We start from the raw sequence: 23,473 nt of genomic DNA, 5'->3' as shown, positions 1-23,473 counted from the left end.
AGTGTTGAGGTCATGGAGCAGCAGGGCAGCGGCGAAGAGTACGTGCCGTCGGAGGTCGAGGATCTGACCGCGCTGGCGGATCGCGCTGTGGCACTCGTGGACGAATGGCTCCGTCGGGCTGCTGCCGCGGAGACCGCAGCTGAGGGCCGCACCGCTCGACGTCTTGCCGGTGTGGTGGCCGACAAAGCAGGCGTGCGTTTCGGGATGGGGTTCGTCGACCGAGTGATCCGGCCCGAGGACGATCGGGTCGCGGCGAATCAACTCGCGCAGCTGGTGGATGACGAGGAGCTTCCCGGCTTCTTGTCCCGACTTGACCGGCTGTTGTTACGGGCTGGCGCACGGCTCGGCCCGATCCTGCCGTCGCTGGTGATGCCGTTGGCTCGGCGCCGGATGCGGGCGTTGATCGGACATCTGATCGTCGATGCCGAAAGCGGGTCGATGCGGGCCCACTTGGGTCAGCGTCGCCGAGAGGGATTCCGACTCAACGTGAACCTCCTTGGTGAGGCCGTGCTCGGTGACCGGGAGGCGGCCCGCCGTCACGCCGAGGCGATGCGGCTGCTGACTGAGCCCGACGTCGACTATGTCTCGGTAAAGGTCTCGTCGGTCGTTTCCCAGCTCAACGAATGGGACTTCGACGGGTGTGTGGCCCGCGTGGTGGAGGCGCTCGCTCCGCTGTTCGAGCAAGCTCAGGCCACGTCGCCGCCGACGTTCATCAACCTCGACATGGAGGAGTACCACGACCTCGAGCTGACGCTCCGAGCGTTCACGGAGGTCCTGAGCGAGCCGCGGTTCCACAGCGTCGACGCGGGTGTCGTGCTCCAGGCGTACCTGCCGGATTCCTTCGACGCGCTGCGGGAGCTCTCCGCCTGGGCCACCGAAAGGCATGGTCGACATGTCGATGGACAGCGGGGCGGGAAGATCAAGGTCCGGCTTGTCAAGGGCGCGAATCTGGCCATGGAGCAGGTCGACGCCGCGATGCACGGCTGGGAGCAGGCGCCATACACGACCAAGGCCGAGACAGACGCTAACTACAAGCGCTGCCTCGACTGGCTCCTCCACCCGAAGCGGCTGGGTGCAATGAAGGTCGGTGTCGCCAGTCACAACCTGTTCGATGTCGCCTTCGCGAAGTTGCTCGCCGAACAGCGGACAGTGACCGACCGAGTCGAGTTCGAGATGTTGGAGGGCATGGCCCCGACCCATGCCCGCCTGCTGCAGGCCGACACCTTCGGGATGTTGCTCTACACGCCGGCCGTCGCCGCCGCTGAGCTCGACGTGGCGATCAGCTACTTGTTCCGCCGCCTCGAAGAGAACGCGTCGGACGAGAACTTCATCCACCACCTCTTCACCATGGAGCCGGGGTGCGCAGCCGCCCAGTCCGAAGCCGAGCGGTTTCGCCGGGCTGTCCGCGATCGCTGGACCGCCAGCGCGACACCCAACCGGTGTCAGGACCGGACCGCGCCGCCCACAGCCATCGCGGCCGACGCCGGCTTTCTGAACGCGCCCGACACGGACCCGGCCTTGGCGGTGAACCGGCAATGGTTGAGCGGGGCACTGGCGGCGTCCGACGTCGCGCCTCGGGCACCCTTGGTCGATGACGTCGGCGAGATAGACGCGACCCTCGAATCCGTGCGAGGCGCCCAACGTGGGTGGGCCGCACGAAGTGTCGAGGAACGACGCTCGGTGCTCCACGCGGTGGCGCACGAGCTCGAACGCAGACGAGGCGATCTCGTGTCGTGCATGGTGCACGAGGCCCGCAAGACCGTCGCTCAGGCCGACCCCGAGGTCTCCGAGGCGGTCGATTTTGCCCGCTACTACGGCGACCGCGCCCTCGATCTCGTACAGGACGACGTCACCTTCGAGCCCCTCGGGGTGGCGCTGGTCGCCCCGCCGTGGAACTTCCCCGTCGCCATCCCGGCCGGTGGGGTCTTGGCGTCGTTGGCGGCCGGAAACGCAGTCATCCTCAAACCGGCACCCGAGACCCACCGCTGCGCAGAGCTGGTGGCCGAGAGCTGTTGGGCCGCCGGCGTCCCGGCGGATGTGCTGCGATTTGTGCGGGTGCCCGACAACGACACAGGCCGCCACCTGGTCGCCCACCCCAGCGTCGACGCCGTTGTCTTGACGGGCGCGCACGAGACGGCGCAGCTGTTCCGCTCCTGGAAGCCCGGCCTGCGGATCTTCGCCGAGACCTCGGGCAAGAACGCAATGGTGATCACGCCCAACGCCGATCTCGACCTCGCGGTCGCTGACCTCGTCGACTCGGCATTCGGCCATGCCGGGCAGAAGTGCTCGGCGGCCAGCCTGGCCATCTGCGTCGGGAACGTCTACGACTCCGAGCGGTTCCGCCGCCAACTGATCGACGCGACGTCGAGCCTCCGCGTCGGCCCTCCCACCGACCTCGCCACCACCGTCGGACCAACCATCGTCGAACCCACCGGCAAGCTGCTGCGCGCCCTCACCAAGCTCGACACCGGAGAGCGGTGGCTGGTCGAGCCGCGGCGCACGGCGAAGGGCTTCTGGACGCCCGGCGTCAGAGAGAACGTCCAGCCCGGCTCGTGGTTCCACCAAACCGAGTGCTTCGGCCCCGTGCTCGGACTCATCCACGCCGACAGCCTTGAAGACGCAGTCCGGATCCAAAACGGCACCGAATTCGGGCTCACCGGTGGTCTCCACAGCCTGGACCGAGCCGAGATCGACTACTGGCTCGACAACGTGGAAGTCGGCAACGCCTACGTGAACCGGGGAACGACCGGTGCGATCGTCCAGCGGCAACCCTTCGGCGGATGGAAGCGCTCGACTATCGGGCCCTGGGCCAAGGCTGGCGGGCCGAACTACGTCGCACAGCTCGGCCGATGGTCTCCCATGGCCCCGGCCGTGGAGGATCAAGCGTGGCTGAGGGGTGCAGTCGAGAGCGATGCAGCTGCCTGGGCCGAAGAGTTCGGCGTGGAGCACGACCCGACCGGCCTGTTCTGCGAATCGAACCGCTTTCGCTACCGCCCCCTCGAACGCGTCGCGGTCCGCGTCGAGGACCCGTGCCGCGAAATCGCGCTCCAGCGGGTGCTGGCCGCGGCTGAGCGTTGCGGGGTCGACGTCACACTCTCGACCGTGGCCGACCAGACAACTGACGAGTTCGCTGCCCAGCTTGACTGTTCCCCGCCCGACATGGTGCGGGTGATCGGGACGCTCGCCCCGATCATCCGGGACACGGCCAACGACCTCGGGATCCAGGTTGCCGACGACCCGGTGCTGGCGAACGGCCGTCTCGAGCTGCTCCACTACCTGAGGGAACAGTCGGTCAGCCAGACGACGCACCGGTACGGCAACCTCCTGTCCCACCAGGTTCGCAGGTGATGAAGGCCGGGTGAGAAGATGGTCCTTGATGCCGACCTGATCAACATGGTCGCCACCTGGCTCCTGCCATTTGTCGTCGACGACGCCACGCTCGCGGTCGAGACGATCGGCGAGGTCGGACCCGGCGGACATTTCTTCGGTGTTCAGCACACGCAGGTCCGCCTCGGTGGTACTGCGGCGGCGGTCTCGATCACGCTGCCGATCGTGATCGTTATCATCCTGTTCCGGAAGCACTTGGTGAAGGGCCTCGGCGCCGGCGCCGTGAAGGGTTGAGCGATGGCCGAGCACCTGCAGCGCGCAAAGTCCGTCGTCCTGGAGTATCACCGAAGTCTCGACAGTGTGCTGGCGCGTCGGCCCGGTCACGATGGCGCGTCCGCAGGTGACATCACCGACGTGCTGGCGTCGAGCGTGACCGAGGGTTTCCTGTGGCGGGGGATGCACCCCTTCTATGAGCAGCACGGCGCAGAATCGGTGGCTGACGTGTTCTGGGCGCCGCTGCGCGCCGCGATGGCGCCACTGCAGCGACGCGTGGACGTGTTCCTGGCCGGCGACAACGATGCCGACGGGGGCGCCACCACCTGGGTCTGCTCCATGGGGCACTTCCTCGGCCTGTTCGACGCCGCTTGGCTTGACATCCCCCCGACCCGCCGCGCGACGCCGATCCGCTATGTCGAGTTCAGCCGGGTCGACGGCGACCTCATCGCTGAGTCGGCTCTGTTCTTGGATCTGGTAGCGGTCATGCGCCAAGCAGGCCAGTACCCGCTGCCGCCGACCACCGGGCAGCCCGGCATCTACTTCGGTCCCCGCACCGCGGACGGTGTGCTGACCGAACCGCAGGACCCCGACGAAACCGCGGCAACTCTGGAACTTGTCGGGCGCATGGCAGGCGACCTTGGCGAGGCAAACCGGGTCGCACGCGACCAGGGCTCAGACCGAATGCCCCGTGAGGTGCTCGCACGCTGCTGGCACCCCGACATGCTGTGGATCGGGCCTGACGGCATCGGATCGTCGTACACCATCGACCGTTACCAGCAGCAGCACTCCTACCCATTCCGGTTCGGATTGGGCGACAAGGAGTTCCACGGCCACGTGGCCCGCATAGCCGAAGGCCGCTATGCCGCCTGGTTCGGCTGGGCGAATCTCACCAACCGCCCGCGAGGCGGGTACCTGGGACTGCCGGCCAGCGGACCGGCAGAGATGCGCGTGGTGGACGTGTACCGGCGCGAGGGCGACAAGCTGGCCGACAACTGGGTCTTCATCGACCTGCTGCACTGGCTCGCCCAACAAGGGCTGCGGCCCCTGGAACGGATGCGCCAGCTCCTAGGCATCGAGGAGTTCTGACCATGGCAACAGTGACACTGAATGATCTGAGCAAGGTCTATCCGAATGGCTTCGAACGGGTGGGTGACCGGATACGGGTCAATGTGGATGTCCAGAATCTGCATTTCTTCGACCGCCAGAGCCACCTCGCCATCAACTCATGAACTCGGCCGACGATCCGCATCGCAGCCTCCAGGTGTTGCTGTCGCCACTGCGAGCGGCTCTTTACGACTACGACGCGACGAAGGTGCAGGCGGCCCTGCGTGGTGTGTTCGCCGACGGCGCGGCGGTGCACCTCACCCATCCCTTCGAAGATCTCGACGGCCCTGACGGCCTTTACAACGTGGCATTGGCGCCGCTCGCAGCAGCGTGGCCGGATCTCGAACGGCGGGATTACATCGTCATTGCTGGTGCCGACTCTGGCGGCCAGCACTGGGTTGGTTGCGCCGGCTCATACATGGGAACCTTCAGCGGTTCGTGGCTGGGCATCCCGGCCACCGGCCGGCCGGTAGCGATGCGCTACCACGAGTTCTTCCGGTTCGAGGGTCGTCAGATTCTCGAGATGCAGGCCGTTTGGGACGTGCCGGAAGTCATGATGCATGCGGGCGTCTGGCCGATGACGCCGAGCCTCGGGCGCGACTGGTTGGTGCCATCCCCAGCGACCGGGGACGGGATCACCGGAGGGCCGCGCGACGAAGCGGAATCGCAGGCCAGTGTCGATCATGTGGTCGGCATGCTCTCCGACATGGGTCGCCATCCACGTGAACCCGTTGAGGTGATGCGCCTGGAGCACTGGTGGCATCCCAAATTCAACTGGTACGGGCCGCACGGCATCGGCACCGGCCGCGGTGTCGAGGGGTTCCGGCGCTTCCACCAGATCCCCTTCCTTCGGGCGATGCCGGATCGCCGTGGCGGCTATGCCGGCGACGGGCACTTCTTCGGTGACGGTGCATATGTAGGTGTCACCGGATGGCCGGGCATGGCCATGACGCTGACGGGCGATGGTTGGCTTGGCATCGCAGCTTCTGGCCAGCAGATCACGATGCGCAGCTTGGATTTCTGGCGCGTCGAGCGCCGCGAGTTGCCCGATGGCTCGGTCGAGCGCAAGATCCGGGAGAACTGGGTGCTCATCGACTTGCTGCACGTCTACGACCAGATCGGTGTCGATGTGCTTGCTCGCATGTCCGAACTCGCTGCTAGGTAGCCAAGTCGGAACGCTCACGCTTGCTCACGACCCGTGTGTTGCGGCAATCACCTCGGACGATTGTCGAGGCAACCTTGCAGCTCGACTCGCGACCTCGCTCGGGGCGAAGGCCAGACGAGGCGCGGTCAGGTGCGGCGTGAACGTGAGGCAGGCGAGTCCTTGGGGTTGGCCCATCCCACGGTCATGCCGGCCGAGAGGCCGCCGTCCACCGGCAGGTCCACGCCGTTGACCCAGCCCGAATCGCCGACCAGCAGCCAGGTCACCACCTCGGCTTCGTCCTGGGGCGTGCCGAGCCTGCCGACCCGTTCGTTCAGCCATGCCATCTGCTCGACGCCCGTGTCCTGCTCGAAGTACGGGAACAGGGGAGTGTCCACCGGGCCGGGGCTGACCGAGTTGACGCGGATGCCTCGGTCGAGCACCTGTCCCGCCAGATGCTTGGTGTACGACACCACCCATTCCTTCGACAGCGTGTAGGCAGCGGGTCCTCCCCGCTCATAGGACTGCGCGACCTCGATACCTGCAGCGAAGTCCTCGGCTGCATCGAGCTCCGCGATGCGATCGCGGTGCCGATCCCACACCATCCCGGCAAGCGATGCGATGTTCACGATCGACGCTCCATCGTTGAACTTGCCTGCAGCCAGCAGCGTCTCGGTGATGTGCCGCAGCCCGTACACATTCACTCGCAGCACCAGCTCGGCGCCCATGCTTCCCGCCACGCCGGCGATGTTGCCCAAACCGTCGAATGTGCCGTCAAGACCGGCTACCACGCTCTCGATCGAAGCCGGGTCCGACAGGTCGCAGTGATGGTGTTCAGCAGCGCCGTCAGGAGCGTCCTTGATGTCGAGGTTCACGACCTCGTGACCGGCAGCGACGAGACGCTGCAGGGTTGCATTCCCGATTCCCGTCGAGGCTCCAGTGAGCAGGATCCGCTTGGACATGTTGTTGTCTCCGTTCGTTGTCGCACGTGCGAGCACTCGGCTCGGCCGAGTGGCGTGAGATTAGGCCCACGAAGCCTGTCGAGTCCCGGCCCCGCAGCAGTGATGTCGGCTCATTGTTCGAAGCCGAGGCGCTCCTGCTCGGCACGGATGTAGCTGATCACCTTCTCGATCTCAAGATCGGTGATGCCCTCCACGGGCGGCATGTCGCCGTACCACCAGTGGTGTTCCCGAGTTCCTTCACGGATGGCCACCCGATATGCGTAATCGCCGTGGTGGTTGGGCTCGTAGATGATCGAGAGCTGCGAGGGACCCTTGTCGGTGCCGCGCAGGTCGACACCATGGCACTCCGCGCAGTACTGCTGGTACACCGCAGCGCCGTCGGGAACCACAAAGGCAGCAGCCGTCGTCGGGGGCGCAGGTGCGTCGGACGTGACCGTGGGTGCCGGCTCGGCGGACGATGCGTCGCCCGCATCGTCGGAATCGGCAGCGCACGCGAAGGCGATCGCGCACACGGCCACCATGGTTGCTGCCCATGGGAGCGCGGTTCTGAAACGGGTCACAGGGCGGACGCTCCGACCAGGAACGCGGTGACGACGCCAGCCGCCACCAGGACGGCGGCTTCGATGCTCACGGCCCTGAACAGGCGCTGTTGAACCAAGGGCTGCGCTTGCAAGCTGACGTGCCGCGCCGCTGCTGGCATGTGCACCCAGCGGTTGCGCCCACCGATCACGGCGGCCAAGGCCACAAGGGCGACTTTTGCGATCAGCAGACGACCCCACCCCGTTGACCATAGGTCGGCGAATCGATCCATCACGAGCAGCGCCATGACGGTGCCGGCGACACCGGCAAGCACGAGCGACACGGACGCCAACTGCGAGAAATGCATCAACGGCCCGACCAACCCGGCGTCACGGCGACGGCGTCGGAGCAAGTCGGCGAGCAACACCAGTCCTCCGCTCCACACAGCGGCAGCAGTCACATGAGTCGCGTTGGCCGCGGCGTGCAGCAGTCTCGGCCCCTCAGTGACCGTGTGACCGTCGAAGGAATACGAGACGATCACCAGCGCCGCGCCAATGAGGCCGAGAACGCGGTATCGGATCCGGCTGCTATCTGCAGCATCCAGGCAAGCTAGGGCAAGCACCATGAGGCCGCCGAGCACGCGCAAGCCCACGGCGATGCCGAAGGGCGCAGCGAGTACGTCGCTGATCGCATCCACCGACACGACCGCACTCCAGTCGTCTTCGATCACCACCGCTTGGGACAGCGCAGCGGCCACGGCCGCGGCGACGAGCGCGATTCCGCTGATGAACAGTGCGCGATGCACTCGGGCTCGCTCCGATGGCTCATCGCGCACGATGAACGACGCGAACGCGAGCCCGCCGACGATGGCCAGCGTCGCGAGCAGGCCCACGATTCGCGGAGCCTCAGCGAACTGATCAGCGCCCGCGGCTCCCGAGTTGCTCGGCGCCAGGCGTGGCGAGTTGCCCTCAGATGCAGCACTCGATTCCGCAGGCGCTGTGGCGCCCGATGTCGCCGAGGATGAGGGCGTCGTTGTGGCCGCCGACCGTGTCCCGTCGCCTGCTCGAAGTGTGGTGACGGACGCCGGCGGACCCGATTGGATGGTGTCCGACTCGGGAGTCTCCGCCGGCAGCTCCTCGGCGGCATCTGCTCGTGCGGCAGTGCCATCAGGGGAACCCGCTGTTGAGTCTGCGGTCGAGTCCGACGGTGCCGTGGTCAGGGACTCGACCTGAGGAACATCGACGGTGAATCCGAACATGCCCTCGACGACGTGGCCATCCTCCGCCGTCACCCGCCACGAAACCTCATAGACGCCGTTGCCCAGCGGCGTATCGAAGTGCAACCGCCACACCCGATTGTCGGTTGAGCTCAGCGAGTCAGGCAGGAATTGGGGGCCTTGTCCTTGGGACACAGTGAACCCGTCGCCTGCTGGCTCGACCGGGCGATTGAAGGTCAGCGAGATGCTTGCGATTGGCTCAACGACGACCTGCCCGTCAGATGGTTGCGAAGACTCCAGGCCGGTATGGGCGGCAACTGGCGCCGCTGTCGTCACGATGAGCACAGCGCTGACGGCCAAGGCCAGCATGAGCGCTGTCGAGCAGCGCGATCTCAGGCTCACAACGACCGAGTCTTGTCCGGGAATCTGGCAACCGTCTGTGAATGCTCGCAGAATGCGATGTCACTCCGCGGTCAATCTGCCAGCGCCGCCTCGTAGGCGCTCAGTGCCTCGTCGTTGAAACAGACGAATCGGACCAATTCGACGGTGGTCGGTGTGCTGCGGACAGTCTCGACGGCGATCTGAGTGGCAGGCGCAATGGGGTAGCCGTACACGCCGGTCGAGATTGCCGGGAAGGCGACCGAGCGGGCGTCGACCTCGTCTGCTCTGGCCAGCGATTCCCGGTAGCAAGACGCAAGCAGCTCGGATTCGCCCCGGTCACCGCCGTGCCAGATCGGCCCGACCGTGTGTATGACCCAGCGGGCAACCAGCCTGAAGCCGGGCGTGACCTTGGCCTGACCGGTCGGGCAGCCGCCGAGTATCCGGCAGTGCTCAAGTAGCTCGGGCCCGGCAGCGCGGTGGATGGCACCGTCGACGCCGCCCCCTCCCAGCAGCGTCTCATTGGCCGCGTTCACAATCGCGTCGACCTGCTCGAGCGTGATGTCGCCGACAGCCAGCTCCAACTGCGGCGACGGCCGATCGCTGCTCATTCGAGTGCCTCGGCCACGGCCAGCTCCGCGATGCGGTCGGCGTCGTAACCGAGCAGATCTTCCAAGATCTCCATCGCATGCTCGCCGTAGGTGGGGCCCGCCCAGGAAAAGCCGTTGTGCGCAGCAGACAGCGTGTACGGGATCGCGTCGACGACAGTCCGGCGTGCGTAGCCGTGCGGCGCCCACTGGAAGTGGCCGCGATGGGCGAGCTGCGGGTCGTTGAGGCAGGCGCCGGAATTCTGCACGTGGTGCGCGGCGATGCCATGCGCTTGCAGGCGGTGCGTGAGGCCGGGCCCGTTCTGGCGGGACGTGAAAGCGGTCACGATCTCGTCCAGCTCTGCTTGACGCTCTCGCCGGGCAGCGTTGTCCAGTTCGGCGAGATCTTCCCGACGCATCTCTATGGCCAGCGAACGCCATGATTCGTCGCCATCGGCGGCGATGGCGATCCACTCGTCGTCGCCCATAGTCGGGTACACGCCGTGGGGCACCATCTCGTCGTCGGCGTTGCCGCGGCGGCTGCGCATTTCCCCGGTGGCCTGCATCTCGGCGATCGCGGGTGCCAGCAGGTGTACGGCTGCTTCCATCTGGGAGAAATCCAGGTGCTGGCCCTCACCAGTTCTGCGGCGGTGGTCGAGCGCGGCGAGCAGCGCGCACACGGTGAAGCGCGGCGAGCAGTAGTCGGTGTAGGCCAAGTACGGACCGGCTGGCCCCCGATCCTCCCAGCCGGTGATGTCGAAGAACCCGGCAATCGATGCCGCCATGTTGCCGAAGCCCGCGAACTCCCGGAAGGGGCCTGTCTGACCCATCACGCAGCTCGAGACCATCACGAGATCCGGATTGAGCTCCCGGAGATCGTCGTAGCCCAAGCCCCAGGCCGCCATCGTGCCCGGGGTGAACGACTCGACGACCACATCTGCCCAGGCGGCCAGATCACGCACAACCTCACGAGCCTCGGGCTTGGACAAGTCGAGCGAGATCGTCTTCTTGTTGGCATTGGTGGAATGCCAGGCGATGGCATTCTCCTGATCGGGCACATCGTCGCGATGGCCCAACGCGCCCCGCAACAGGCAGGGCCGGTTCTGGGTCTCGACCCGCACCACCGTGGCGCCCCAGTGGGCGAGGATCTTCGTGGCGAGCGGGGCTGCCGCCACCCAGGCGAGATCTGCGACCTTGAGCCCGGCCAGGGGCCGATCCGCAGAGGCGCCGTCGGGCAACGTCTCGGTGGGCGAGAGCTGCGATGGGGCACCGGTCCACTCGCTCGCCACCTCGGCAGTGTGCTCACCCGCATCCGGGGCCAGGCCGAGCGGGGCAAGCGGCGTGCCTTGGGCGAGCACGAAGCGCCCCGGAAGCCGGAGGCCGTCGACCTCATCCCAGAAGTCACGAGCCGCGAGCTGCGGGCTGTCGAGCACATCACCCAAGGTGTTGACCGGGCACACCAGCAGCGAATCCTGCAGGCCGCGTTCGATCATCTCGGCTTTCGTCTTAGTCAGGCAGAAGGCGGCGATGTTCTCCATTAGCTGCTCGATGACGCCGATACTCTCCTCGCCACTCTGCAAGAGCAGGGCGAAGTTCACCCAGTCCTTGTTCAGCATGTCGTCGTCGCAGAAGCCCTCGGAGTGCATCCAGGCCAGGAACCGCTGCACCATCGGCCCGATCATCGGCCCGAAGGCGACGGTGACGATCATGTAACCGTCCTTGCATGGGTAGATCGTGCGCAGCATCAGGTTGCCGAAGCGCACCCCGCCCGCTTCCCGCTGCACCTCTTCGAGGCCCGCCGGGGCGTAGAGGATGGCCGACAGGGCGGTCTCGCAGACGGCCTGCTGCGCCGACAGATCGACGTGCTGGCCGCGGCCGCTGCGGGCACGATGCTCCAACGCCACGGTCGCCGCGACGGCGGCCTGCGCGCTGGCATGCAGCCAGGCTTGGGGAATGCTGATGCGCACCGGCGGGCGGTCGCTGTCGCCGGTCACCGCCAGCTGGCCGCTGGAGGCGAACAGCGTCAGATCCGTGGCGCTCCAGCCGACTTTCGGGCCGGTCTCGCCCCACGGTGTGATGTGCACCGTGATGAGCTGCGCATTGGCCTCTCGCAGCGCATCCAGATCGACGTCGAATGGGGTCGCGTCGTTGTGGAGCACTACGTCCGCGGCGGCTGCCAGAGCGGCCACCTCATCGGCGTCGGCCGCTGCCACGGAGCGCTTGCCGCGGTTGTAGGCGTCATGCGCGTATCCCCGTGGCCAACCGCCCGGAGGTTCCACCATCACCACATCGGCGCCGAGCTGGGCCAGCAGGTTGCCCGCGAACCAGCAGCGCTCGTCTGTCAGATCCAGCACCCGATACGGACCAAGCATCCCGCCCCCGATCTGTTGACCGTGCGGCGGCCACTGTTCCGCCGCTCTGTGGCCCGGACACTACTTTCGCCACGCCCGCCGGCTCGATGAGATGCGAGCGTCGCCCGCCCCGGCGCTATTCGGGCGTGACGTACGCGGCGGTGAGGCCTCCGTCGACATGCAGATCGGCGCCGGTCATATACGACGCGTCGTCCGAAGCGAGGAACAAGGCCGCCGACGCCATCTCATCTGCCTCGCCGAAGCGTCCCATCGGCACGTGCACGAGGCGGCGCTGGCGCTTCTCCGGCGTGTCGAGAAACGACATCAGCAGCTCGGTGCGCAGCGGACCGGGGGAGAGTGCATTGACGCGGATGTTCTCCCGGGCATGAACGACCGCCAGCTCGCGCGTCAGCGCCAGCACTGCGCCCTTGGAGGCGGTGTAGGCGATCTGCGGGGTAGCCGCGCCCACTGAGGCCACGAACGAGGCGGTGTTGATGATCGAACCGCCTCCTCGCCGCCGCATTGCCTCTACGGCGTACTTGCAGCCGTACAGCACCCCCTTCACGTTGACGTCGAAGGTACGGTCGATGGTTTCTTCGCCGGTGGCGACGGCATCGGTGTCATCGTCGAGCATGATCCCTGCGTTGTTGAACGCCACGTCGAGTCCGCCGAAGACCGACTCGGTTTCGTTGAACGCAGCGGCCACATCCGACTCGACAGCAACGTCGGCGCGGACGCCAATTGCCTCACCACCGCCGGCCTTGACTTCAGCCACCGTCTCTTCGTTCGAGTCGGAAATGTCCACCGCCACGATGCGCGCCCCTTCGGCGGCGAACCGCAGCGCCGTGGCGCGTCCGATCCCGCTGCCGGCTCCCGTAATTAGTGCCACCCTGCCCTGCAGTCTCATGGCCCTGAACTCCCATCGCCGGTAGGTCCGGTAGCTGCTGTCTCCACCAACGCTTGCGATCACGGCGCAAATTGGTGCAAGAAGGCTCGCCGAGCGAACATTTTTGCACCAAGAACCGGCAGCGAAGCGGTGTGCATAGCCTGCGCTCATGCTCCAGATGCAGTCCAGGGTGTCCAGTAGCGGTCAGGTCTCGCTCGGCCTTGTAGAGGTGGATGTGCCGGCGTTGGCCCCCGGCGACGTGCTGATCCGAATCGAGGCCACGCCGATCAACCCTTCCGATCTCGGCGTGATGCTGGCCGGTGCGGATGCTTCGACCATTGAAGGGGCCACCATCGACGGCCGGCCGACCATCACGGCCACCGTGCCACCGGCGTCCCTGCGCGGGCTCAGCGGTCGCATTGGACAATCGCTGCCATGCGGCAATGAAGGCGCCGGCGTGGTGGTAGCAGCAGGATCGGATCCCCAAGCGCAGGCACTGGTCGGCAAGACCGTGGCAGCGCTCGGCGGTGCGATGTACAGCGAGTTCCGGGCTATGCCCGCAGTGCATTGCCTGGTGCTGCACGACGGCACCACGGCCGTCGAAGCGGCATCGTGCTTCGTGAACCCGCTGACCGCGTTGGCCATGGTGGACACCATGCGATCCGACGGCCACTCGGCCATCGTGCATACCGCCGCGGCATCCAATCTGGGCCAGATGCTGGTGAAGATCTGCCAGGCCGAACAAGTCGGCTTGGTCAACATCGTGCGCCGCCCCGCCCAGGCCGATCTGTTGAGATCGCTGGGCGCGCAGCATGTCTGCGACTCCAGCCAGGACAGCTTCAACGACGACCTCGTGGCGGCACTGGTGGCTACCAAAGCCACGGTGGCGTTCGACGCGACAGGCGGCGGTCGGCTGGCGAACCAGATCCTCATTGCTATGGAAGCCGCTGCCAGCAAAGACCCGTCTGCGCCCTACAGCCGCTACGGCTCGACCATTCACAAGCAGGTGTACATCTACGGCGGCCTCGACCGGTCCACCACCGAGTTGACGCGCAGCTACGGCATGGCCTGGGGCGTCGGAGGCTTCTTGTTGCCCAACTTCTTGGCCAAGGTCGGCGCTGAGCGGGGTCAGCAGCTACGGCAGCGTGTAGCGGACGAACTCACCACCACGTTCTCGAGCAACTACACCAAGCAGGTCAGCCTTCGCAATGCCCTGAATCCGGCCGAAGCCGCTGTTTACGCCCGCCAGGCCACTGGCGAGAAGTACCTGATCACTCCCCACTCCTGACGCACCAATCACCGTGGCGATGCAAGACAGTTATGACGTGGTGATCGTGGGCGGGGCGGTGATGGGGTCGTCGATCGCCTGGGCGCTGTCGGCCAGCGACGGCTTCGACGGATCGGTGCTGGTGGTGGAGCGGGACCCGACCTACGCGAATGCATCCACCACCCACACCAACAGCTGCATGCGTCAACAGTTCTCAAACCCGCTCAACGTGCAGATCTCGCGCTTCAGCGCCGAATTCGTGCGGAAATTCCGGGAACGCCTCGGCGGCGATCCCGAGATCCCCGACATCTTCACCCACCACTTCGGCTACATGTACCTCGCCGCCGATGAGCGCTTCGCCGACGCGCTGCGCCGCAATCATGCCATCCAGGCCGGGCTGGGCTCTGGCACGCGCATCATGAGCCCGGCCGAGATCAAGGCCGACTACCCCTTCTACAACGTCGACGACATCCTCTGCGGCAGCCACAACCTGACTGACGAGGGCTACTTCGACTCGGGCACCATGTTCGACTGGTGGCGCCGCAAGGCACGCCAGAACGGCGTCACCTACATCACCGACGAAGTTGTCGATCTCGTCATCTCAGCTGGACGTGTGACCTCGGCACTGCTGGCATCGGGGCGCGAAGTCGGCTGCGGAACCCTGGTGAACGCCGCTGGGCCGCGCGCAGTCGAAGTGGCCCGTATGGCCGGCGCGACCTTGCCGGTGGAACCGCGCAAGCGGTACACGTTCATCTTCGATGCGGCCGAGCCGCTCGACCGCGCCCTGCCGCTGACCATCGATCCGAGCGGCGTCCACATGCGCAGCGACGGCGATGCCTACATGTGCGGCTGCACGCCCGACGTTGATCCGGCAGTCGACTACGACGATTTCGCCATGGACCACGACATCTTCGAGGACAAGGTGTGGCCGGTGCTGGCCCATCGCGTGCCTGCCTTCGAGCGCCTCAAGGTCACCAGCCAGTGGGCCGGTCATTACGCCTACAACACGCTCGACCACAACGTGGTGGTCGGACCGCACCATGAGATCGGGAACTTCATCTTTGCCAACGGGTTCTCCGGGCACGGGATGCAGCAGTCGCCAGCGATCGGCCGGGCGGTGTCGGAGTGGATTGCCTACGGCGAGTACCGCACGCTCGACCTCACGCCGTTGGGCTACCGGCGCATCGTGGAGAACCGGCCCTTCGTGGAGAGCGCCATCATCTGAGTCGCCGTTGTTGCGGCCCCGATGGCGCTGGCGGCACAGCACTACTCTCGCCCCGTGCGGTTCGGCATCTTCGATCAGCTCGAGCAGCCGGGCGATGTGCCCTGGCACGAGCTCTACCGGCACCGGCTGGACCTGCTCGCTAGGGCCGAGCAAGCCGGCGTGTGGGGGTGGCACAAGTCTGAGCACCACCTGATCCCGCTCGACGCCGCCCCCAGCATCAACGTGTTCCTGGCCGCCGCCATCGAGCGCACCAGCAGCATCCGCATCTGCTCGCTGGTGCACCTGCTGCCCTTCTACCACCCGATCCGGCTGGCCGAAGAGCTGTGCATGCTCGACCAGCTCTCCGAGGGTCGGCTGGAGTTCGGCTTCGGCAAGGGCATCAGCGTTCCCGAGCACCTGCTGTGGGGTCTGGACCCTGACGATGCCGTCGCGCAGACAGACGAGTCGCTGGAGCTGATCCTGGCCGCCATGCAGACCGCGGGGAGCTTCAGTTTCGAGGGCCAGTTCTACGAGTTCCGTGACGTGCCGATCGAATTCGAGCCCTACCAGAGGCCCTACCCGCCGCTGTGGCGACCCGGGCAGCTCGAGACAGCCGCCGAGATGGGCGTGCGCACCATGACCGCCGGACCGCTGGCCGCCGTGGCCGCCAGCACGGCCCGCTACCACGAACTCCTCGGCGCGGGCGGCATCGGCAGGCATCACTCGCCGATGATCGGCGGGCTGCGCCGGCTGATCGTGGCACCTACCGATGCTGAGGCTGACGAGATCGGTCGCCGTACCTGGGCCGCGTTCACCGAGCACCTGACCCGGTTGTTCAGGCGCTACGAGATGACCCCGCCCAACGACCCGACCCTCGGCGGCGACTACGACAAGGCCAAACAATTCCAAGCCGTGGTCGTGGGCTCGCCCGAGACCGTGCGTGAACACTGCGAGCAGTTCGCCGAAGAAGCCGGCACGGACTATTTCGTCGGCGTCTTCGCCTGGGGCGACCTCTCGGCATACGAGGTGGACCGCTCGTTCGACCTCTTCGCCGAGCAGGTGATTGCCCCGCTGGCGACGTCATGACTGCGTTCTCACTTACATTTCGCTCTGCGCCGACCAGCAACCGAGGATGACGAACGATGAGCCAATGGAGCCGAGCCGAGATCACCGAAGCGCTTGCCACCTATCAGGCGGCCAGCAAGAAGGCGGGCCAGACCGGCGACTGGCGCGACTGGGCCGATCGCTTCACCGAGGACGCAACCTACGTCGAGCACTTCTTCGGCACGATGGTCGGACGCGAGGCCATCTACGAGTGGATCCAGTCCCAGATGAGCGAGTGGCCGGGATCGGAGATGATCGAGTTCCCCATCGAGTGGTACATCATCGATGAGGAACGTGGCTGGGTGGTGTGCCAGATCTGGAACCGCATGGCCGACCCCGGCGATGGTTCTGACCATCGGGAGTACAACTTCTCGCTCCTCAAGTACGCAGGCGACGGCCTGTGGAGCTACGAAGAGGACATCTACAACCCAGAGCGGTTCTTGGAGATGGTGGGGAGTTACGAACGGCACAAAGAGGCGCTCGCTGCCGGCGCAGAGCAGGCTTCCTCACCCGGGTCGTGACGGCTGCACGGCCAGATTTGCGAACGCACTCAGGTTCGAAGTGAGGGCTGGCCGAGGCATATAGTCGCAAGCGAAGAGGGAGCCATTCGAATGACCGCATTGCATCCCAATGGTGTGAACCATCTCGCGCTTTCCACCCGCGACATGAAGGGCCAGCTGGAGTTCTGGTGCGATGTGCTGGGGCTTCCGCTCAAGGCGCTCTACTGGATGCACGGCGTGGACGGGACGTATCACGGCTTCGTGGAGCTGGCGCCCGACAGCTATGTGGCATTCGTCCAGCACCCGGACAACGCCAAGGACATCGAGCTCGGTGTCACTCACGCAGGTGGGCCGGGCGAGCCCGTGACTGCCGGCACGATGCAGCACGTGGCGTTCAACGTGGACACCTTCGAGGATCTGATGGCACTGCGTGACCGCATCCGCGATCGCGGCGTGCAGGTGTTCGGCCCGATCGACCACGGCTTCATCCAGTCGATCTATTTCGCGGGTCCAGAGGGACTGGCGCTCGAGGTGGCATGCGGGTCGGCCATCCCCGTCGAGCAGTGGGTGGACCCTGAAGTCCAGGACCTGTGCGGGATCTCTGCGGCCGAACTGGAGCAGTTGAAGTACCCGGCGGAATACAGCCGCCCGGTCGAGCCCGTGCCTCAGCCGTCGGGGGATACCGGCATGCCGCGGCTGATGCCCGAAGACCACTACGACACGGTGATGAGCCTGCCCGATCAGGTGGTGTGGGACCGGATGAGCGAGACCACGCCCCCGGTCCCCGCCGGCTGAGCACTGCACGACGCAGAGCGAGTGTCGGCGGCATGATTGACACGCAGCCGAGCCGCAAGCGCCGGAGCCGTTGAGTGCTCCAGTGCGGGCGCGCCTGACTGAGGGAAGGCTGCAGCATGCGCCTGTTCTCGCACCGCAAACGAGCCGCGGCGGCCGGTCCGCTGCCCACCGAGCTGCTGCCCCGGCTCGCGCCCGGGGCGTTCGATGTGAGGAAGGAAATGCCCGACCCGCCGCCCGCACCAGCCTCACCGGGAGAGTGGGGCGTGGCTGGCGTTTTCGGCGACATCGTTGACGTCTTCACAGCATGCCGGACAGCGGATGTGCTGGCGGCGCCGGCACCGATGCCGAGTGCACAAGCTGCGGTGGACAACATGCGCGGGTATTGCTTCTTCCTCGATGCCGACCTCGCTGGCATCTGCGAGCCGTCGCGGCAGAGCTGGACTGCTGAACCGATCGAAGGGCACCGCAGTGCCATCGCGATCGTCGTGGGGCTGGGGCGACCCATCCGGCCAGGCGAGCCGGGATATGACTGGATCGCCGGTTCTGAACAGGACAACGCCGACCTGCGTGCCACGGAAATCGCCACTGTGCTCACTCGGTATCTGGGCACACTCGGATATGGGGCCACCGCACACACTGCAGCAGCCTCAGATGTGGATCGCTTCCGGATCGGCGTCGAAGCTGGGGTGCTTGAGACAGATCGCCGCGGGCTCGGACATCCCTTCCTGAAGCGGGGGTTCGCCATTGCGGTGGTCACGACGAATCTGGAACTCACTCCCGACGGCCCGCTCGCGCCGCGCAATGTCGTGCAGAACCTGCGCATCTCCCTCCGGCACTGGCTGGGCTGGGGTGGCACCCGGCCGGGGTGGAGCCGTCTGGACGGGCGGCACCGGCCGTGGCACCTCGGCCGCTACCCGATGGAGAAGGTGAAGCGGGTCGACGAGCCGACCACGCTGGTCATACCCGAAGAGGTCACGCGACCTGCGGCGCGGCACAACTTCTTCGTGCGGGCCGGCGCCGGCGACCTGGGCCCTCGCCCGCGCAAGGAGGTGGCTCGCTTCATCCGCAAGGCGCCGCATGGCATCGCCTCGCAAGAGATGTTGCGGCGGTTGGTTCCGCTGCAGCGGGGCGAGGCTGCCCCCGAGGTCGGCCCGGGTGCGGACGACCCGGCAGCGAACGCCGATGCGGTCAAGGCGCTGGGCCACTTCATCGGCGCAGACATGACCGGTGTATGCGAGGCGCCCGAATATGCCTGGTATTCCCACCGCCCCGACGGCTCTCCTATCGAGAAGCTGCACCGCAACGCCATCGTGTTCGTGCTCGATCAGGGCTTCGAGACCATGGAAGGCGCTTCGGGCGACGACTGGATCAGCGGCGCGCAGTCGATGCGGGCCTACCTGCGGGCGTCGATCATCGCCAATGCGATCGCCGCCCAGATCCGCCGGCTCGGCTACGACGCGCAGGCACATACCGCCGCCGACGACGAGATCAACCACATACCGCTGCTGCTGTCGGCGGGCATCGGGGAGCTGTCACGCATCGGCGAGCTGGTGCTGAACCCGTTCGTGGGACCACGGTTCAAGTCGGGCGCCATCACCACCGACATGCCGCTCACGCCGGACCGGCCGATCGACTTCGGGCTGCAGGACTTCTGCACCAAGTGCACCAAGTGCGCCCGCGAGTGCCCCGTCGGCGCCATCCGCTTCGGCGACAAGGTGATGTTCAACGGGTACGAGATGTGGAAGCCCGACGTCGACCGTTGCGCCCGTTACCGGATCACCAACATGCGTGGCTCGGCCTGCGGGCGCTGCATGAAGACGTGCCCGTACAACGTCGAAGGAGTGCTGGCCGAGCGCCCGTTCCAGTGGGCGGCGATGAAGCTGCCGTTCGCCCGCTCGTGGATCGCCCGCCTCGACGACAAGCTGGGCCGCGGCGAGATCAACCCGGCGAAGAAGTGGTGGGTGGACATCGAGGTGCTTGAGGACACGCCGGTCGAGCCGCCGAAGGGTGCGAACACGCGGGGTCTCAATCTCGAGCGCAAGCCGCGAGACGAATCGGGCTTCGCGATGTTCCCGCCGGAGATGGCCCCACCCGGCCCGGACGGGATGGCACCGTTCCCGCTGGATCGTGAAGCCGGCATTGCAGCGTCGCAGGAGGCCGAGTCACCCGGGGCAGCACGGGAGCGCGTCGGCCAGTGAGGTTCTGCAGGGTTCGCAGTGTCGCCGAGGCGGTCGACGAGCTGAGCCGCTGGGGCACCGAGGGCCGCATCCTGGCGGGCGGAACCGACGTGATGCCGCAGTACCTGCGAGGTGAGCAGCCTCCGGCTGCGCTGATCGACATCAGCGGGATCGACGGATTGCAGGGCGTCTCGGAGGTCGGCGGCGTCACCAGCATCGGCACGTTGGTCACCTTGCGCAGGCTTGCCACAGCGTCGCTCGTCGCGATGCGGCACCCGGCGCTGGCGCAGGCGGCTGCGGCGGTCGGAGCGTGGCAGACCCAGACGGTGGCCACGCTGGGCGGCAACATCTGCTCAGCGGCGGCAACAGCCGACACGTTGCCCGCGCTGCTCGTCGCCGATGCGCAGCTGATGCTGGTGTCGAAATCGGGCCGTCGGCGCATCGGGCTGGAGGAGTTCCTCGAGGGGCCCGGCGCGACGGCCCTGCGGCCGACCGAACTGCTGCGGGCCATCGAGGCGGAGCCGCTCGGAGAGCGCAGCGCCGAGGGATACGTGAAGGTGGGCCACCGCAGTGCCATGGACCTTGCGGTGGTGGGCTTGGCGCTCCGGCTGTCGGTGACGCCGACCGGCGTCGTCAACGATGCTCGAATCGCTGTGTGCGGCGGAACCCGGCCGCCGCACAGAGTGCCGAGCGCAGAAGCTGCAGTCGTGGGCACCCAGCTTGTCGACGGTCGTCTCGATTGCACCGACGCCGGCGCAGAGCTCGCGAGTGCCGCAGCGCCCGAACGGGCAAGAGCGGCTGAGTACAGGCGGCGGGTGCTCCCCAGACTGCTGAGCCGGTTGGCGGAGCGATGTGTCGCAGGGATCTCCGGGGTGGGAAGCTGATGCCTGGCGCCGCGGGCGAGCAATCCGTCTCCATCCGGCTCATCGTGAATGAGCGGCGCCACCAACTCGACGTAGGTGCGGGGGAGACTCTGCTCAGCATGCTGCGGGAGCGCCTCTCGCTCCTCGGACCGAAGGAAGCATGCTGTGAGGGCGAATGCGGTGCCTGCACCGTGCTGATGGACGGCGCTCCGGTGGCTTCGTGCATATTGGCCGCCGGTTCGACGAACGGCCGGACGGTTCTCACGGTCGAAGGGCTCGCCGGGACGGGGGAGCTCACTGCACTGCAGCAAGCCTTCGTCAGCCATGCCGCCGTCCAGTGCGGCTATTGCACGCCTGGCGTGCTGATGGTGCTGACAGCCTTGCTGGAGGACACTCCGGACCCTTCCGAGGCCGATGTCCGCCGAGCACTCGCAGGCACCATCTGCCGCTGCACCGGGTACCAGCAGATAGTGGAAGCGGCGCTCGACGCCGCCCAGTTGATGATCCGGGCGGCAACATCGTGAGTCTGCTCGGGTCCAATCCCGCCCGGAGCGATGCCGACGCGAAGCTTCGTGGCGAGGCGGTCTTCGGTGCCGACCTTGCAAGGCCGGGGATGCTGTGGGCGTCGATCTCGAGGTCTCCGGTTGCGGCGGGCCGCATCCGCTCGATCGACTCGGGACCGGCACTCAAGGTCGACGGCGTGCTGGATGTGCTGACAGCTGCCGATGTTCCCGATGGGCGCACCGGTGTCATCGTGAACGACATTCCCTTCCTGGCGGCCGACTATGTGGCTTACGAAGGCGAACCGGTGGCGATCGTGGTGGCGGACAACCGTGCCGCGGCCGACGCGGGCGCTCAGGCGGTTGACATCGACATCGAACCGACCGAGCCCGTATCGACGCCCGAACAGGCACTGGCGCCGGGTGTGCGGCTGGTCCACCCCGATTGGAACCGCTTTGCCGTGACTGGCGGCGCTGACATTGGGCGTGACGGCAACGTGGTAGCCGAAGTGGTCCACGACCCGGGAGACCTGGACGAGGCGTTCGCGGCCGCCGACCTCGTCGTGGAGGGCACGTACCGCACGCCCCGGCAGTACCAGGCGCATCTGGAGCCCAAGATGGCGCTCGCGTCCTACGAGTCGGGCCGCTACGTCATCGAGGTGTCCCACCAGTACCCGTTCCGGCTGAGAGACCGTGTCGCCCAGATGCTGGGCGTGGCGCCTTCGGCAGTGCGCGTGGTCGGCCATCACATCGGCGGAGGCTTCGGCGCCAAGCTTGATGTCAGCCTTGAGGCCTTTGCCGCGCTGCTGGCTCGCCGCTACCGGCGTCCGGTGCGCATGCAGCACGCTGCACTCGAAGAGCGCCTCGTGGCACCTTGCCGGGCCAATGCGCTGGTCTCAATCCGCTCTGCGGTGAGCGGCGACGGCACGATCCTGGCCACCGACGTCGAGATCGTCTCTGACAGCGGTGCCTACGCCAACAACGGCCCGGCGCTATCGGCCATCCCGATGTTCGTCTTCGGCTCGATCTACAGGGTGGGCACTGCGCGCATCCGCACCCGCAACGTCTACACGAACACCGCTCCGACCGGTGCCTACCGGGGGGTGAATGGGCCGTGGCTGGTGTTCGCCAACGAGCGGCACATAGACGCCGTTGCCGACGCCCTGGATCGGGATCGCCGGGAGTTCCGGTTGGCATCGCTAGCCCGTGACGGCGATCTGATGCGCAACGGCCAGCCGCTCGAAGAGATCTCGATCCTGCGAGAAGCCTTCGACCGAGTCGATGAGCTAGCGCCCTGGCAGGGCGCGGGCACAGGCGAGCTGCGAGGCGTCGGGCAGGCGGCGGCGGTGTGGCTGACCAATCCAATGCCCGGCCACGCCACGGTGAAGCTCAACGAGGACGGCACCGCCACGGTGATCACTTCGGCGACCGAGAACGGCTCGGGCGCCGTGGCCACTGGTTTGCGGCAGATCGCGGCCGAGACGCTCGGTCTTGCTGCTGACGCTGTGACGATCACCATGCCCGACACGGACGCCACCGGCTACGACGCCGGGTCGCAAGGCAGCCGCACCACCCACGTTGTCGGCCGGGCCATCGCTGATGCTTCAGCCGAGGTTCGCAGCCAAGTGCTGGACCGGGCGAGCCAGATGCTGGAAGCGGCCCCCGAAGACTTGACGATCGACGACGGTGTCGTGACGGTTGCGGGGGTGCCCGCTGCCAGCCTGACGCTCGGTGCGGTCGCGCAGGCGGCCACCTGGTCTGACGGGCCAATCACTACGGGCGCTTCGTATGTCACGCCGACGCCTCCGCACGACCCGGCGTGCGCCACCGGCATGCTGATCAAGGGATGGCCGACGCCCACCTACCACCTGCACCAGGCCGAGGTGAGCGTCGACGTGGTCACCGGCCGGGTCACCGTCGAGCGCTACGTGGTGTGCCAGGAGGTCGGCCGGGCCATTCACCCCGACGCCATCGCGGGGCAGATCCAGGGCGGCGTTGCTCAGGGCTTGGGCTTCGCGTTGAGCGAGCGTGTAGATCTCGATCACGGTCGTTATGTCCAGCGCACATTCAAGGCACACGGCTTGCCGCTGGCGGAAGATGTCCCGAAGGTGGAGATGATCGTGATGGAACACGCCGACCCTGCCGGGCCGTACGGTGCGAAGGGCGCCGCCGAGCCCCCGATCGTCCCGGTGGCGGCTGCGGTGGCCAATGCCGTCTCCGATGCCATCGGCGTGCCGTTCGACACATTGCCGATCACACCCGAAGCGGTGCTGGAGGCCCTGGAGGCTGAATCGTGAGTTCACCGCAGCCGGCGGC

At 66.8% G+C, this 23,473-nt stretch carries 20 protein-coding genes; 14 read left to right on the top strand and 6 right to left on the bottom strand.

The genetic code is table 11. The annotated features are described in order from the left end of the window. Positions 1–12: 12 nt before the first annotated feature. Genes ACOQPE_RS14215 through ACOQPE_RS14195 form a run of 5 tightly spaced genes read left to right on the top strand, consistent with a single transcriptional unit; the run spans position 13 to position 5,872 of the window. Positions 13–3,348, top strand: coding sequence for a bifunctional proline dehydrogenase/L-glutamate gamma-semialdehyde dehydrogenase (locus ACOQPE_RS14215; RefSeq protein WP_420609545.1), 3,336 nt, complete (start codon positions 13–15; stop codon positions 3,346–3,348). A gap of 18 nt (positions 3,349–3,366) precedes the next feature. After that, a complete protein-coding gene (locus ACOQPE_RS14210; RefSeq protein WP_420609544.1) occupies positions 3,367–3,621 on the top strand; it encodes a trimethylamine methyltransferase family protein in 255 nt (84 codons plus the stop codon). A 3-nt stretch (positions 3,622–3,624) separates the two neighbouring features. After that, positions 3,625–4,689: a nuclear transport factor 2 family protein gene (locus ACOQPE_RS14205; RefSeq protein WP_420609543.1), complete on the top strand. Its 1,065-nt coding sequence runs from the start codon at positions 3,625–3,627 to the stop codon at positions 4,687–4,689. A gap of 2 nt (positions 4,690–4,691) precedes the next feature. Then, positions 4,692–4,832: a hypothetical protein gene (locus tag ACOQPE_RS14200; RefSeq protein ID WP_420609542.1), complete on the top strand. Its 141-nt coding sequence runs from the start codon at positions 4,692–4,694 to the stop codon at positions 4,830–4,832. Further along, positions 4,829–5,872 (top strand): ester cyclase, encoded by a 1,044-nt coding sequence (locus ACOQPE_RS14195; RefSeq protein WP_420609541.1) that lies wholly within the window; start codon positions 4,829–4,831, stop codon positions 5,870–5,872. Before ACOQPE_RS14200 ends, ACOQPE_RS14195 begins: the two co-directional genes overlap by 4 nt. A gap of 125 nt (positions 5,873–5,997) precedes the next feature. Here ACOQPE_RS14195 and ACOQPE_RS14190 read toward each other — a convergent pair whose 3' ends face one another. The 6 genes from ACOQPE_RS14190 to ACOQPE_RS14165 form a co-directional block, all read right to left on the bottom strand. Next, positions 5,998–6,810 carry an SDR family oxidoreductase gene (locus ACOQPE_RS14190; RefSeq protein ID WP_420609540.1) on the bottom strand — a complete coding sequence of 271 codons (813 nt, stop codon included), beginning with the start codon at positions 6,808–6,810 and terminating at the stop codon, positions 5,998–6,000. 110 nt (positions 6,811–6,920) lie between these two features. Continuing rightward, positions 6,921–7,322, bottom strand: coding sequence for a c-type cytochrome (locus tag ACOQPE_RS14185; RefSeq protein ID WP_420609539.1), 402 nt, complete (start codon positions 7,320–7,322; stop codon positions 6,921–6,923). A 44-nt stretch (positions 7,323–7,366) separates the two neighbouring features. Continuing rightward, the gene (locus tag ACOQPE_RS14180; RefSeq protein WP_420609538.1) at positions 7,367–8,947 is read right to left on the bottom strand and encodes a copper resistance CopC/CopD family protein; all 1,581 of its coding nucleotides are present in this window, start codon (positions 8,945–8,947) and stop codon (positions 7,367–7,369) included. Positions 8,948–9,018: 71 nt separating this feature from the next. Then, positions 9,019–9,534, bottom strand: coding sequence for an O-acetyl-ADP-ribose deacetylase (locus ACOQPE_RS14175; protein WP_420609537.1), 516 nt, complete (start codon positions 9,532–9,534; stop codon positions 9,019–9,021). Next, the gene (locus ACOQPE_RS14170; RefSeq protein ID WP_420609536.1) at positions 9,531–11,882 is read right to left on the bottom strand and encodes a CoA transferase; all 2,352 of its coding nucleotides are present in this window, start codon (positions 11,880–11,882) and stop codon (positions 9,531–9,533) included. The genes ACOQPE_RS14175 and ACOQPE_RS14170 overlap by 4 nt, the downstream gene beginning before the upstream one ends. 115 nt (positions 11,883–11,997) lie before the next feature. Beyond that, positions 11,998–12,768, bottom strand: coding sequence for a glucose 1-dehydrogenase (locus ACOQPE_RS14165; RefSeq protein ID WP_420609535.1), 771 nt, complete (start codon positions 12,766–12,768; stop codon positions 11,998–12,000). A gap of 148 nt (positions 12,769–12,916) precedes the next feature. Between ACOQPE_RS14165 and ACOQPE_RS14160 the strand changes: the two genes are divergently transcribed. The 9 genes from ACOQPE_RS14160 (at position 12,917) to ACOQPE_RS14120 (ending at position 23,454) form a co-directional block, all read left to right on the top strand. Next, entirely contained in the window at positions 12,917–14,035 is a 1,119-nt protein-coding gene (locus ACOQPE_RS14160; RefSeq protein WP_420609534.1) for a zinc-binding dehydrogenase, read from the top strand. Between the two features lie 19 nt (positions 14,036–14,054). Beyond that, complete coding sequence (locus ACOQPE_RS14155; RefSeq protein WP_420611400.1) at positions 14,055–15,239, top strand: NAD(P)/FAD-dependent oxidoreductase; 1,185 nt, start codon at positions 14,055–14,057, stop codon at positions 15,237–15,239. A gap of 54 nt (positions 15,240–15,293) precedes the next feature. After that, positions 15,294–16,304: an LLM class flavin-dependent oxidoreductase gene (locus ACOQPE_RS14150; protein ID WP_420609533.1), complete on the top strand. Its 1,011-nt coding sequence runs from the start codon at positions 15,294–15,296 to the stop codon at positions 16,302–16,304. A 56-nt stretch (positions 16,305–16,360) separates the two neighbouring features. Next, complete coding sequence (locus ACOQPE_RS14145) at positions 16,361–16,843, top strand: nuclear transport factor 2 family protein (protein WP_420609532.1); 483 nt, start codon at positions 16,361–16,363, stop codon at positions 16,841–16,843. Between the two features lie 90 nt (positions 16,844–16,933). Then, positions 16,934–17,617: a VOC family protein gene (locus tag ACOQPE_RS14140; protein WP_420609531.1), complete on the top strand. Its 684-nt coding sequence runs from the start codon at positions 16,934–16,936 to the stop codon at positions 17,615–17,617. A 116-nt stretch (positions 17,618–17,733) separates the two neighbouring features. Then, positions 17,734–19,815: a 4Fe-4S dicluster domain-containing protein gene (locus ACOQPE_RS14135; RefSeq protein ID WP_420609530.1), complete on the top strand. Its 2,082-nt coding sequence runs from the start codon at positions 17,734–17,736 to the stop codon at positions 19,813–19,815. Continuing rightward, on the top strand, positions 19,812–20,678 hold the full coding sequence (locus ACOQPE_RS14130; RefSeq protein WP_420609529.1) for an FAD binding domain-containing protein: 867 nt from the start codon (positions 19,812–19,814) through the stop codon (positions 20,676–20,678). The genes ACOQPE_RS14135 and ACOQPE_RS14130 overlap by 4 nt, the downstream gene beginning before the upstream one ends. After that, positions 20,678–21,181 carry a (2Fe-2S)-binding protein gene (locus ACOQPE_RS14125; RefSeq protein ID WP_420609528.1) on the top strand — a complete coding sequence of 168 codons (504 nt, stop codon included), beginning with the start codon at positions 20,678–20,680 and terminating at the stop codon, positions 21,179–21,181. Before ACOQPE_RS14130 ends, ACOQPE_RS14125 begins: the two co-directional genes overlap by 1 nt. After that, positions 21,178–23,454, top strand: coding sequence for a xanthine dehydrogenase family protein molybdopterin-binding subunit (locus ACOQPE_RS14120; RefSeq protein WP_420609527.1), 2,277 nt, complete (start codon positions 21,178–21,180; stop codon positions 23,452–23,454). Before ACOQPE_RS14125 ends, ACOQPE_RS14120 begins: the two co-directional genes overlap by 4 nt. The last annotated feature ends 19 nt before the right edge of the window (positions 23,455–23,473 follow it).

It is taken from the genome of Candidatus Poriferisodalis sp., assembly GCF_965219595.1.
Classification (GTDB): domain Bacteria; phylum Actinomycetota; class Acidimicrobiia; order Acidimicrobiales; family Poriferisodalaceae; genus Poriferisodalis.
Note: the sequence above shows the minus strand (reverse complement) of the source record. Positions and strands in the feature narration are given on the sequence as shown.

Coding starts and splice junctions, on each gene's coding strand:
- ACOQPE_RS14160 (WP_420609534.1), top strand. CDS start 12,917: ATGCTCCAGATGCAGTCCAGGGTGTCCAGTAGCGGTCAGGTCTCGCTC.
- ACOQPE_RS14135 (WP_420609530.1), top strand. CDS start 17,734: ATGCGCCTGTTCTCGCACCGCAAACGAGCCGCGGCGGCCGGTCCGCTG.
- ACOQPE_RS14195 (WP_420609541.1), top strand. CDS start 4,829: ATGAACTCGGCCGACGATCCGCATCGCAGCCTCCAGGTGTTGCTGTCG.
- ACOQPE_RS14170 (WP_420609536.1), bottom strand. CDS start 11,882: ATGCTTGGTCCGTATCGGGTGCTGGATCTGACAGACGAGCGCTGCTGG.
- ACOQPE_RS14200 (WP_420609542.1), top strand. CDS start 4,692: ATGGCAACAGTGACACTGAATGATCTGAGCAAGGTCTATCCGAATGGC.
- ACOQPE_RS14215 (WP_420609545.1), top strand. CDS start 13: ATGGAGCAGCAGGGCAGCGGCGAAGAGTACGTGCCGTCGGAGGTCGAG.
- ACOQPE_RS14165 (WP_420609535.1), bottom strand. CDS start 12,768: ATGAGACTGCAGGGCAGGGTGGCACTAATTACGGGAGCCGGCAGCGGG.
- ACOQPE_RS14145 (WP_420609532.1), top strand. CDS start 16,361: ATGAGCCAATGGAGCCGAGCCGAGATCACCGAAGCGCTTGCCACCTAT.
- ACOQPE_RS14140 (WP_420609531.1), top strand. CDS start 16,934: ATGACCGCATTGCATCCCAATGGTGTGAACCATCTCGCGCTTTCCACC.
- ACOQPE_RS14210 (WP_420609544.1), top strand. CDS start 3,367: ATGGTCCTTGATGCCGACCTGATCAACATGGTCGCCACCTGGCTCCTG.
- ACOQPE_RS14175 (WP_420609537.1), bottom strand. CDS start 9,534: ATGAGCAGCGATCGGCCGTCGCCGCAGTTGGAGCTGGCTGTCGGCGAC.
- ACOQPE_RS14155 (WP_420611400.1), top strand. CDS start 14,055: ATGCAAGACAGTTATGACGTGGTGATCGTGGGCGGGGCGGTGATGGGG.
- ACOQPE_RS14125 (WP_420609528.1), top strand. CDS start 20,678: ATGCCTGGCGCCGCGGGCGAGCAATCCGTCTCCATCCGGCTCATCGTG.
- ACOQPE_RS14205 (WP_420609543.1), top strand. CDS start 3,625: ATGGCCGAGCACCTGCAGCGCGCAAAGTCCGTCGTCCTGGAGTATCAC.
- ACOQPE_RS14190 (WP_420609540.1), bottom strand. CDS start 6,810: ATGTCCAAGCGGATCCTGCTCACTGGAGCCTCGACGGGAATCGGGAAT.